Source organism: Aquiflexum sp. TKW24L, assembly GCF_023502205.1.
Lineage (GTDB): Bacteria > Bacteroidota > Bacteroidia > Cytophagales > Cyclobacteriaceae > Cognataquiflexum.
The window spans coordinates 140,168-152,292 of record NZ_JAMFLG010000009.1 but is presented as its reverse complement, the minus strand read 5'-3'; the positions used below and the strand labels follow the sequence as shown (position 1 = coordinate 152,292).

The following is a 12,125-nucleotide window of genomic DNA, read 5'->3' as shown; positions in this document are numbered from 1 at the left end:
TCTTTCAATTTTCAAATCTTTAGAAAATTCTCCAAAATCCTCTCCCCCACTTTTCCGCTTTTTTCTGGGTGGGCTTGCATGGCGTAGAAATTATCTTTGTGCATCAATCCCGCAAAATCAAGCACATAGTGGGTTGTCGCTATGGTAAACTCGCTCAATTCGCAATAGTAGCTATGGACATAATAGACAAAGGATTCATCACTTAAACCTGCTAACAAAGGGGTTTTCAAATCAAAAAGATTGTTCCATCCCACATGCGGAACTTTGAAGTCTACATAGCTTTCAGGGATAAACTTTTTGACTTTAACAGGAAATACACCCAAACATGGCGTGTCATTTTCTTCAGAATAGTCACAAAGCAATTGCTGTCCGAGACATACCCCAAAGAATGGTTGGGTAAGGTTTGGAATTAGTTTATCCAATTGTTTTTCCTTCAGGTAGCGCATGGCAGTGCTAGCTTCTCCCTGTCCGGGAAAAATCACTTTGTCTGCTTTGGAAATTTCCTCAAGGTTGTCAGTAAGCACAGCCTCCACCCCGAGCCGCTCCAAGGCATATAGGACAGACTGCACATTACCCGCATTGTATTTGATGACTGCTACTTTCATTATCTAAATTTGAAATTCGAGGTGAAAGATTTGAAATTTCCCTCCTCAAATGTTCGGTTTATATTTTTATGTATCCTAGGAAAGCCTAGAAAACACTACTCATTGGGTAGGAAGTGACAAAGATAAGTTTTTCTATAACCAACGAATTCTATACCCCCAACCTCTCAATTCCTCTTACCTTTCACCTCTTACCATTTACCATCCTCCGCCTTCCGTCTTCATCCTTTCCTAAAGACTTCTCTCTGCGTTCGAAGTGACAAGGGTAAGTTTTTCTATAACCAACGATTCTATAACTCCAACCTCTCTATTCCTCTTACCTTTCACCTCTAACCTTTTACCAAACCTTCATCTTTCATCCTTTCCCAAAGACTTCTCTCTGCGTTCGAAGTGACAAGGGTAAGTTATTTGTAATTACCAGCGAAATCAATTCATCCAACCTTTCAATTCCTCTTACCTTTCACCTCTACCAATATTCATCATTCTTAATTCTTATCCATTTCCTCCGTCACCATTTCCTCCAAAACTTCCTCGATCTCCGGAAGGGATTCAAACAACTGCTCATAGCTTTCAATGATGAAATATTTGTCCTGGAATTTGTCCTTCCAATAAGGCGTATTCAAAATCCTTTTGACATCATAATTATAATGCGCGGGTTCATCCGAAAGGCTGTATTTGGTTTCACCTGCGGAACTCAGGATGCCTGCTCCATAGATTTTGATTTGCCCATCTTCTCGGATCAAACCGAATTCAATGGTAAACCAATAAATTCTGGAAAGGAGTTCGATAGCCCATTTGTTATCAATATGCTTCAGTGCCAATCCGCTGAGATTTTCAAGAAAATCCACATAAGGTTGATTGGTCAGCATCGGCATGTGCGCAAAGGCATCATGAAACATGTCAGGCTCTTCGAGGTAATCCAACTGCTCCATTTTTCTCATCCAAGTCGACGAACAAAATCTTTTGTTATTCATCAGGCCAAAGAAAAGGTCATCATCAATCAAACCAGGAACAACTTGGATTTGCCAACCTGTGGTACTGGCCAACCTGCTGTTGACGTCTTCAAAATCCGCAATCTTGTCTGCTGTGAAGTTGATTTCTTTGATCCCTTCCAAGTAGGCTTTGGAAGCGGCTTTGGGAAGATTGACGATCTGTCTTTCGAAAAGAATCCGCCACACTTCAAAATCCTCCTTCCTGTAAGCAGCATATTCCTGCTCCAATTTTTGTAATCTCGGGTCTGAAAAGACCCAGTCTTTGGGTTTATTCATTATTCTATATTTGGGTTGTATATTCTAATTTTTCCCATTAAATATTTAATGAGAATTTCAATCAAATAATTCGCGGAAAAATGTCCATAGTCGATAGACGACAGTCGACAGCCCGCCATTTTGAAATTCAAAACCTCGAATTGATTTTTGAACTCGTTAGGGAATTAATTTAAATGATTTGATGATTGAAGAATTTTGTTGAATTTAATTTCCAATTCTACATTAAACCAATCACCACCTTAATACTTTTTTTCAAAATTAACAAAACCTACGATCCAAAACCAAAACCTATCTAAACACGACGATCAAAGCAAAGTGAAGGTTTTTCTCATGGCAAATGTCTTCCTGATCCAATCGGACAACAAGGCACTTTGTGCAAAATCCAAAGTCTGTTGGCCATCTGAATAGGCTTTTTCAGGAATCTCGTGGGTTTCATAGATGATCCCGTCTGCTCCTGCCATCACACCCGCAAGCGCCATTTGAGATACATATTCCCTGATTCCGATGCCGTGGGAAGGATCTACGATCACCGGAAGATGGGACTTTGCTTTCAAAACAGGAACTGCATTCAGGTCCAAGGTATTTCGGCTTGCTCTTTCGTAAGTACGGATTCCTCTTTCGCACAGAATCAATTTTTCATTTCCTCCCGAAAAAACATACTCCGCAGATTGGAGTAATTCCTCAATGGTACCTGAAATCCCCCTTTTGATCATCACGGCTTTGTCCACTTTCCCCAATTCATCCAAGAGATTGAAGTTTTGGGTATTCCTCGCTCCAACCTGATACACATCCACGTAGGGATACATCTCCTCGATTTGGGAAACCTGCATGACTTCAGATACGATTTTGATCCCGGCTTCTTTGGCCAAACTATACCAAAGTTTCAAGCCATCGATTCCCAAACCGCGAAACGCATACGGACTGGAACGCGGTTTGAAAACTCCTCCCCGCATTATGGTGATGCCGGTGGCTTTGAGGTGGTTGATGATTTTGACGATTTGGTCTTCCGACTCAATCGAACAAGGTCCGGCCATGATGGCCATGTCGCCGTCTTTGATAAATACGCCATCGCCAAGATCGATGGAAGTCGGTTTGACTTTCCATTTTTTGGAGACAAGCTTGTACTCGTCCGAAACGATATGGATGTCTTTGATGCCTTCCTGCTGACCGATTTTGCGGATATCAAAATCGTTTTTGCCGATCCCGATCAGGTAATCTCCCAATTGGGTTTTGACCTCGGTAATCTTATAGCCGATCTGACTGATCTCGTTGATCAGTTTGTCTTTTTGCAAAACGGTGATTTCTTCTTTTAATTGGACAATCATAATTTCAATGGATTACGGACTGTATGTAAGTTTCAATGTCAGATTTTAAGTCCTGACTGTCTTTGATTTTTTTGATAAATGCGCTGCCAATGATGGCGCCGTTTCCATATTTGGAAGCGGTGGTGAAAGTCTCGGAATCAGAAATCCCAAACCCAATCAATCTTGGATTTTTTAGATTCATGGACTCCACTCTTTGGAAATAGGCAATCTGTTCCTCGGAAATCCCTGTTCTTGCACCTGTAATACTATGCGCAGAGACCATATAAATGAATCCATTGGAGTGGGTATCAATTTCCAAGATTCTCTTTTCACTGGTTTGCGGGGAAATCAAAAAGGTGTTGCAAAGGTCATACTTGTCAAAAACTTCCTTGAATTCATCCAAGTATTGCTGCATAGGAAGGTCGGGAAGAATCAGTCCATCCACGCCAACTTCCTGACATTTTTTACAAAAAGCTTCCATCCCGTATTGGATGATCGGGTTGAGGTATCCCATCAGGACTACAGGTAAAGAAACACTTTGACGCATTTCCTGCAATTGCTCAAAAAGCTTTTTCAGGCTCATGCCATTGTCCAAGGCAATCTGATTGCTGTCTTGAATGGTAGGTCCGTCAGCAATTGGATCTGAATACGGAACTCCCACTTCGATGATATCAGCACCTGCCGACTCGATGGCCTGCATGATGGTCAGGGTATCCTCTAGTTTTGGAAAACCTGCCGTGAAATATATGGAGAGCACCCGCTCTTTTTTTGATTGAAATAATTTATCTATCCGATTCATGGGTAAGACGTGAGATGTGAGACAAAAGACATGAGATTGGTTTTCGTTAAAAGTTGGAAATTGAGTCAAAACTAGGACGGAGGAAGATGATGGTTTAAAAACTTCCGTCTTCCGTCTTCTGTCTTCATCGTACTTCCGACTTCGTACTTCGTACTTGTCAATAGCCTCCCCATTTGATATAAGTATCCAAATCCTTGTCTCCTCTTCCTGAAAGGTTGATTACGATAACGTCATCTTTGCTGTATTCGATCAGGTTCAAGGCATGGATCGCATGTGCCGTTTCGATAGCCGGAATGATTCCTTCTGTCCGGCTCAGTTCAATTCCTGCTTTCATGGCATCTTCATCTTCCACTGCTACGAATTCTGCTCTTCCGATATCAAACAAGTGCGCATGTACGGGTCCGATTCCGGGATAATCCAGTCCTGCCGAAATGGAATGTGGCTCGACCACCTGCCCATCTTCCGTCTGCATCAGCAAAGTCTTGCTGCCGTGCAGGATTCCTGAAGTTCCCAAAACAGTGGTCGCAGCGGATTTTCCTGAAGTTACGCCTAGACCGGCGGCTTCCACAGCCACCAATCTCACTTGGGGAACATTGTAATAATGGTAAAATGCTCCTGCTGCATTACTTCCTCCGCCTACACAGGCGATAACTAAGTCCGGGTATTCAGTGCCTTCTTTTTCTTTCAGCTGCCATTTGATTTCCTCGGATATGACAGACTGAAATCTTGCGACCATCTCAGGATAAGGATGTGGCCCTACCACCGAACCGATGATATAATGTGTATCAACGGGATTGTTGATCCATTGGCGCATCGCTTCATTGGTGGCGTCCTTAAGAGTTTGGCTTCCGGAAGTCGCAGGGACAACCTTGGCTCCAAGGATTTTCATACGCTCTACATTCGGTCGCTGTCTTTGGATATCGACTGCACCCATATAAATCGTGCAATCCATTCCCATCAGCGCACAAACTGTTGCGGTGGCGACACCATGTTGTCCCGCACCAGTTTCTGCAATTATGCGCTTCTTCCCGAGCTTTTTGGCCATGATAATCTGACCCACAGTATTATTCACCTTATGTGCTCCGGTATGGCAAAGGTCTTCTCTTTTGAGATAGATTTTGGCACCATACTTTTCGGAAAGTCTGGAAGCGAAATACAATGGAGTCGGTCTTCCGACAAAGTCTTTGAGCAAGCTTCTGAATTCTTTTTGAAATTCAGGAGTGGCCATAATCTGCTCGTAGTTTTCTCTGAGTTCCTCAATATTTGGATGGAGCATCTCAGGAATATATGCCCCACCGAATTTTCCATAAAAGCCTTTTTCGTCGATTTTGATCATTTTTTGTTAAGATTTTAGACACAAGACACAAGATTCAAGACAATCTAAGCTTACGATTCATTTTAAAATTTTAATGACTTTTTGAATTCAGAAACCAAGTCAATGTCCTTCAGTCCAGGTTCGATTTCAAATTTGGAGTTGATATCCAAGCCTTGCAATTGGGGCACTTTGGATTTCAAATCCTTTATAGAATCTAAGTGTCCAATGGTTAAACCACCGCTAAGCAGAAAGGGTTTGTCAAAACGATAATCTAATAGAATTTTCCAATTAAAGGTTTTGCCGCTTCCGCCATAAGCATGGGTGAAAGTATCGAAAAGGAAGTAGTCCACGTGTGGAAGATAACCCTCCAAATGCTTCCAATCGATGTTTTTGTCGATGGAGAATACCTTGAAAATCTCCAAACCGGTTTTCTCCTTTATTTTTTTTACCTCCTCAGCACTTTCTTCCCCGTGAAGTTGAAGTGTGGAAAGCCCAAACTTTTGGACTTTCTCTGTTATTTCCGAAAGAGAGGCATCTACGAAAACACCGACTTTCCTGATGTCTGTTTCTCTAATCCAATCAGCTTGGATATCGTCCACAAACCTTGGCGAAGCCGGATAGAAAATCAGCCCCATCCAATCCGGTTGGACATCATCCAACAGATTTTTGACGTTGGCGGATTCTCGCATGCCACAGACTTTTAGCTTCATGTTATTAGGCAATGGATTGGTTTTCAATCAACAATCTGCGGTATTCATGCATGAAATTATATGCTGCCTGCTCAGGACGGGCATATTTCATAAAATTTTCCCCGATGAGGAATCCATCAAATCCGGCATTTTTCAGCGACACCAGAGTTTCTGCCTTGGAGATTCCTGATTCTGAGATTTTGATAAAGTCTGAAGGAATTCTATCGACAAGGTCAAAGGATGTTTCCAAAGAGACTTCGAAGGTCTTCAGGCTTCTGTTGTTGACTCCGATCAAATCCAAATGTTCGTTTAGAGAAGCATCCAATTCGTCCCCATCATGGACTTCCATCAATACTTCCAAACCCAAAGAATGTGCAAAAACGGCCAATTCTTTAAGCTTTTTTGGTTCCAAAGCTGCCGCGATCAGCAAGATACAATCGGCTCCTATAGACTTGGCTTCGATGATTTGGTACTCGTCGATGATAAAATCCTTCCGAAGAATAGGGCAGAAATTGAATTTTCTGGCTGTTGTCATGTCTTCATTTTTTCCACCAAAAAACTCTTTGTCAGTCAAAATGGACAAGGCCGAAGCGCCTGCCTGCATATAGCCGATGCTGACTGTCTCCACTAAGGAATTGGTATTGATAGCTCCTTTGGAAGGGGATTTTCTTTTGAATTCAGCGATGATACCTGTCTTGTCTTCGTGTTTGATATACTTTTTCATCGACACGATGCTGCCGTCAAAGTAGACACTTTGTTCCAGCAACTTCACAGGTACCAAGCTGCTTTTCTCCGCAACTTCTAATTTTTTGTGGGCAATAATTTTATCTAGAATATTCATTATGATCAGTTTGAAAATGAAACGGTTGTTTTTGGATTTACCAAGGCATTGAAAACTTTCAAAGCATTTCCTCCATAAAGTGAGTCCTTTGCTTTTTCCAAGGCATATGCAAATCCCAATTCAGGATCAGCCGTCAGGAGCGCCGCAGCAGCATTGGCAAGGACAACAGAATTTTGTGGAATGGTGCCTTTTCCTTTTAATATATTGTCAAATATTCTGGCGGATTCGGCTACCGTCTCACCACCTAAGATGGAATCAGGAGTGATTTTGGGCAAGCCAATACTCTCTGGACTGAGGAGTTTTTCCCCGGAATTGGAAATTATTTTGAAGTCACCCGTGAGAGAAATCTCATCATAGCCGTCCATGGCATGCAAGATGCTAAAGTTTCCATCATGTTCCTGATAGAGGTAAGCGTACAGCCTCGCCAACTCAAGACTGAAAACCCCGACCAATTGTTTTTTAGGAAAACTCGGATTGACCATCGGGCCCAACATATTGAAAAATGTCTTTACGCCCAATTCTTTTCGGATGGGACCTACATTTTTCATAGCAGGGTGGAATAGCGGCGCATGCAGAAAACAGATTCCTGCTTCGTCGAGGCTCTTTCTGATTTGGCCAATGTCATTGGTAAACTCATATCCAAAGTGGGCCAAAAGGTTAGAAGAACCACAAATCGAGGATACGCCGATATTTCCATGTTTGGCAACATTTTGTCCTGCGCCGGCCACGATAAATGAAGCTAGGGTAGAGATATTGAAAGTATCCTTTCCATCACCGCCTGTGCCACAAAGGTCCATGGCATCATATTCCGATATTTCTACAGGAATGCACAGCTCCAACATCGCTTCTCTAAATCCGCCCAATTCCTCTACGGTGATGCTTCTCATCAGGTACACGGTCAGGAAAGCCGCGATCTGACTGGAATTGTATGAACCTGAAGTGATTTTCTTCAAAACTTCCTTTGCCTGATCTTTCGAAAGGCTCCGGTGTTCTATCAAGTGGTTGAGTATGTCTTTCATGCTTGGTGGTTAATGGTTAATTGGTTATGGGTTATTGGTTATTGGTTATTGGTTAATTGTTTAATTGGTTAATGGTTATCGGGCTTGGGTCTAATTTTTGGACACTTCATGCTTGGTACTTAATACTTGGTACTTCCGAACCTCCAACCTTCCCAACCTCCTACTTCCTACTTCCCAACTACTTCATCCTTCATCCCTCCCCCATCTTCCTTTCATCAGCTTTCCAGCCAATTTCTCATCATCTCTAAGCCATGTTCTGTCAACACCGATTCGGGATGGAACTGCAGACCGCGGACTTTGAATTCCTTATGCCTCACACCCATGATTTGTCCATCGGGTGTTCTGGCAGTGACTTCCAAATCAGGTGAAAGTGTCTGTTCATTGATCACCCAAGAATGATACCTTCCGATTTTGAATTTCTCGGGAAGTCCTTTGAAGATCAAGTCTTCCACGACTTTCACCTCTGAAGCAAGTCCGTGAACTACTTCCGAGAGGTTGTTTAAAGTACCTCCAAAGGTCTCTCCGATAGCTTGATGTCCAAGGCAAATTCCCAAGATATCCTTGGTTGAGGAATATGTTCTCAGCAATTCAGGCATAATCCCCGCCTCAGCAGGAACACCTGGACCGGGTGAGAGCAAGATTTTGTCATAAACACCCACATCATCCAAATTGATTTTGTCATTTCTATAAATTTCCATTATACCCCCATACCCCAATCTCCTGATGATATAAACCAGGTTGTAGGTAAAGGAGTCGTAATTGTCTAGTACTAGGAGTTTCATTTATTAAAATATTGGAAGGTTGAAATGTTTCAAGGTTTTAAGGTTTTGCTAAACCAACGTATACAAGTATTTACAATGTTTTTTTACCTATTATTTTTTTTCTGAATCATTTATTAGTTTTTGGAGGTAATTGATAAATGCTTTGATTTCGCTCGACAAAATGATCAGTTCAATTTTCAATTTTTGATAATCTTCATTCTGAACTCTTCCTGCTTTTACTAATACGGCAAGTTGGCTTCTAACCTCCCCTGCTGAACCTTTTGAATAATGTAGAAATTTCACAAATACCTTGTTGTTATTGTATTCAAAACCTTCGGCAATGTTATTTGAAATAGAAATAGCGGCACCGATAAGCTGATCTCTAGATTTGTAATCATTTTTTAAAGGCGCAATGTCAGCTATTCGATAGATTTCGACAGCTATCCTTACTGCTTCTTTCCACACATTCAAATCTTCAAAGGAATCAATCTTTGCCATTACGATATCTTTTTAAATTGAGCATCAAACCAACTTTACAACTTTGGAACCTTGCAACTTTTAAATTTTTTAAATCGCTTCTGCTGCTTTCAGCGCTACCCTGAGTGCTTCGAGTTTGTTGGCAACTTCTTGGAGTTCGGAAGGAATGGAGGATTTGGCTACGACTCCGGCACCGGCTTGGAACCGCAGTCTGTTGTTTTGGGAAACAAATGAACGGATCAAAATGGCATGGTTGAAGTCACCGTTGAATCCTAGGAATCCGATAGCGCCTCCATAGAATTTTCGGGAAGTATTTTCAAGTTGGTCGATGAGTTCCATCGCGCGGTACTTGGGTGCGCCAGAGAGCGTGCCTGCCGGGAAAGTATCTGCCACCAACTGCAGTGGGTTGGTGCCTTCGGGAAGGATACCGGTCACTTTGGACACCAAATGGATGACGTGGGAATAGTATTGGATTTCTTTGAAAACCTCCACTTCCACTTTTTCGGAGGAGCGGCTGAGGTCATTTCTCGCAAGGTCCACAAGCATGACATGTTCGGAGTTTTCCTTTGGATCGTCATAGAGTTTTCTTGCCAAGTCTGCATCGGCCATGTCATTTCCTGTCCGCTTGAAAGTCCCAGCAATGGGATAAATCGTGGCTTTGTTGTTTTTGACGACGATCTGTGCTTCCGGCGAACTCCCAAAAACTTTATAAGAACCATAGTCAAAATAGAACAAATAGGGAGAAGGATTTACCGAACGTAGTGCCCGATAAACGTTAAATTCATCCCCTTTGAATTGCGTGGAGAAGTTTCTCGAAAGCACAATCTGGAACACATCGCCACGAAAGCAATGCTCCTGACCCTTTTTGAGGATGTCCAAAAATTCCGAATCGGTATAGTTGGAAGACTCCTCTCCCACCAATTTGAAAGAATAAGAAGGAAGGTTTTTATTGTTGAGAAGCGTCTCCAAAATCGGAAGCTGCACTTCTGTTTGGATTCCCTCCACATGGTGTTCAAAAAGATGCATCTCATTTTTGAAATGGTCGACCACGATCACATTTTGGTACACTGCGTAATGCAGCATCGGAACCGAATCCTGCGATGAATTATGAAGCTTGATGTCCTCAAAATAGGCCAAAGTATCATATTGCATATACCCAAAAAGGCCATTGCTGATAAACTTATGCTTGCCATTGTCATCTTGAAATCTTCCCGAAAACCTTCTTAGCGCATCCACCAGATTCAATTCCGCTCCAACTTGATAGGAAACGGACTCGCCAAAAGGCAGTGTTTCCTTTACCTGACCGGCATTGAATGAAAATGAGGCGATCGGATTGAAACAGATATAGGAAAAACTGTCCTCTTGCCCATGGTAATCAGAACTCTCCAACAGGATGGGATTGGCAAACCTGTCCCGGATCTGAAGGTAAATGCTGACCGGCGTGATGGTGTCAGCGAGCAGTTTTTTGTGATGCGTGTTGATTTTAAAATTTTCCATGGTCTTGGCTTATTTGAATAAAAAAAGGCTTACTGGGAAAAACCAGTAAGCCTTTTAGGTATGTTATAAAAACATGATTCTAGGCAATAACATCTGGCTCTTCTATTTGAGAAGTCCAATGCCACCACCAGTATAAGTTTTGAGTTGTTTTCATTTTTTCAGTGGGACAAAGTTAAAGATGCATTTTACTTAACAAAAAATAATTGAATAAAAATTATCGGTAATTTTGAATATAAAAATGAAAACTATGAGCACAATGCCCAAATATTACAAAAGAGTCTTTGATGATTATCAGGTATTGGTCAAGGTCAATCCCGAGGATTGGACCGGAACAGAACTGATTATCCATCCTGACGGAAAAGTGGAAAAAACCGAAATGGAATTCGATGATGAAATCATGGAAGACCTGGAAGTAGATGAATTTGTAGCAGGCAATGCCTTGGAATTCAACCTTTACCTTGCAAAATCATAATTGGTTTTTATTTAGTAAAACATAAAAAATTATCGGTTTTAATCCGCCAATATGACTCCTCTCCGCCATCCTACCCCACCCCATATCTGGACAGGACGTCCCTCTGATTCCCTTCAATATTGGTATCAGGCAATTTCCTGCTTAGATGATTTGCAGATCAAAAAACCTACAAATGGAAAAGGAATCGCAATCCTTGGATATGCAGGAGATGAAGGTGTCCGAAGAAATCTCGGAAGAACAGGTGCAGCCAAAGGGCCGGAATCAATCAGAAAAATGATGGCTTCGATGGCTTTTCACTTGGCTGAGGATGTTGAAATCCATGATTTGGGAGATATCTCAACAGAGGGTGAAGACATGGAATCGAGTCATTCCCTCATTTCTAAAACCGTCACCGAGTTACTCCAAAACCATTATTTCCCTGTATTATTGGGTGGTGGACATGACCTTGCATTTGCCCATGGACGCGGGATATTTGATTATTTGATTCCCAAAGGCGAGAAATTAGGCATTATCAACCTGGACGCTCATTTTGACCTCAGGACCTTAAATAACGGTAAAGGACATTCCGGTTCTCCTTTTTTTCAGTTGGCCAATGATTACCAAAGCCAATTCCATTACCTATGCCTTGGTATTCAGAAAGCGGCCAATCCAAAAGTACTTTTTGAAACTGCCTTAAAACACAAAGTCCGATGGATGGAAATGGAGGAATTCACTTTGGGAAATTGGGAAACCATTGCCCAAACATTGGATAATTTTTGTCTTCAGGTCAATAAGATATACCTCAGTATTGACCTTGATGGTTTTTCATCAGCATATGCACCCGGGGTGAGTGCGCCATCTCCTTTGGGATTTTCACCTGAGTTGGCTTTCAGGATATTCGATTATTTAGCCAAAACAAGAAAGCTTATCAGCATGGATATGGTAGAACTCAATCCGGATTTTGATCGGGATAATGCCACAGCAAGGTTGGCGGCGCGATGCATTGAATATATCTTGAGGAAACAAGATTTTTAGGATACCGAGTCTAACATTGATAAATATTGAGTCAGATCCAAAGTTTTGATGTTTGGAATTTACCTAC

The 12,125-nt window shown here is 41.9% G+C and carries 13 protein-coding genes; 2 read left to right on the top strand and 11 right to left on the bottom strand.

Translation table 11 applies throughout. The annotated features are described in order from the left end of the window. Positions 1 to 11: 11 nt before the first annotated feature. From hisH to M3O96_RS08560, 11 genes are all read right to left on the bottom strand, one after another. A complete protein-coding gene (gene hisH, locus M3O96_RS08610) occupies positions 12 to 605 on the bottom strand; it encodes an imidazole glycerol phosphate synthase subunit HisH (protein ID WP_249719932.1) in 594 nt (197 codons plus the stop codon). A gap of 482 nt (positions 606 to 1,087) precedes the next feature. After that, complete coding sequence (locus M3O96_RS08605; RefSeq protein WP_283773970.1) at positions 1,088 to 1,870, bottom strand: phenylalanine 4-monooxygenase; 783 nt, start codon at positions 1,868 to 1,870, stop codon at positions 1,088 to 1,090. 305 nt (positions 1,871 to 2,175) lie between these two features. Next, positions 2,176 to 3,195 carry a 3-deoxy-7-phosphoheptulonate synthase gene (aroF, locus tag M3O96_RS08600; RefSeq protein WP_249719931.1) on the bottom strand — a complete coding sequence of 340 codons (1,020 nt, stop codon included), beginning with the start codon at positions 3,193 to 3,195 and terminating at the stop codon, positions 2,176 to 2,178. A gap of 4 nt (positions 3,196 to 3,199) precedes the next feature. Continuing rightward, a complete protein-coding gene (trpA, locus tag M3O96_RS08595; RefSeq protein WP_249719930.1) occupies positions 3,200 to 3,973 on the bottom strand; it encodes a tryptophan synthase subunit alpha in 774 nt (257 codons plus the stop codon). Between the two features lie 157 nt (positions 3,974 to 4,130). After that, entirely contained in the window at positions 4,131 to 5,309 is a 1,179-nt protein-coding gene (gene trpB, locus M3O96_RS08590; protein ID WP_249719929.1) for a tryptophan synthase subunit beta, read from the bottom strand. Between the two features lie 62 nt (positions 5,310 to 5,371). Beyond that, positions 5,372 to 5,998, bottom strand: a complete 627-nt coding sequence (locus tag M3O96_RS08585) for a phosphoribosylanthranilate isomerase (RefSeq protein ID WP_249719928.1) — start codon at positions 5,996 to 5,998, stop codon at positions 5,372 to 5,374. Between the two features lie 4 nt (positions 5,999 to 6,002). Further along, positions 6,003 to 6,818 (bottom strand): indole-3-glycerol phosphate synthase TrpC, encoded by an 816-nt coding sequence (gene trpC / locus M3O96_RS08580; RefSeq protein ID WP_249719927.1) that lies wholly within the window; start codon positions 6,816 to 6,818, stop codon positions 6,003 to 6,005. A 5-nt stretch (positions 6,819 to 6,823) separates the two neighbouring features. Further along, positions 6,824 to 7,837: an anthranilate phosphoribosyltransferase gene (trpD, locus tag M3O96_RS08575; protein WP_249719926.1), complete on the bottom strand. Its 1,014-nt coding sequence runs from the start codon at positions 7,835 to 7,837 to the stop codon at positions 6,824 to 6,826. A 215-nt stretch (positions 7,838 to 8,052) separates the two neighbouring features. Beyond that, complete coding sequence (locus M3O96_RS08570) at positions 8,053 to 8,619, bottom strand: anthranilate synthase component II (RefSeq protein ID WP_249719925.1); 567 nt, start codon at positions 8,617 to 8,619, stop codon at positions 8,053 to 8,055. A 90-nt stretch (positions 8,620 to 8,709) separates the two neighbouring features. Further along, positions 8,710 to 9,096 carry a four helix bundle protein gene (locus M3O96_RS08565; protein WP_249719924.1) on the bottom strand — a complete coding sequence of 129 codons (387 nt, stop codon included), beginning with the start codon at positions 9,094 to 9,096 and terminating at the stop codon, positions 8,710 to 8,712. Between the two features lie 69 nt (positions 9,097 to 9,165). Beyond that, on the bottom strand, positions 9,166 to 10,572 hold the full coding sequence (locus M3O96_RS08560) for an anthranilate synthase component I family protein (protein ID WP_249719923.1): 1,407 nt from the start codon (positions 10,570 to 10,572) through the stop codon (positions 9,166 to 9,168). 247 nt (positions 10,573 to 10,819) lie between these two features. Between M3O96_RS08560 and M3O96_RS08555 the strand changes: the two genes are divergently transcribed. Beyond that, entirely contained in the window at positions 10,820 to 11,044 is a 225-nt protein-coding gene (locus tag M3O96_RS08555) for a hypothetical protein (protein ID WP_249719935.1), read from the top strand. Between the two features lie 51 nt (positions 11,045 to 11,095). After that, positions 11,096 to 12,058, top strand: a complete 963-nt coding sequence (hutG, locus tag M3O96_RS08550) for a formimidoylglutamase (RefSeq protein WP_249719922.1) — start codon at positions 11,096 to 11,098, stop codon at positions 12,056 to 12,058. The last annotated feature ends 67 nt before the right edge of the window (positions 12,059 to 12,125 follow it).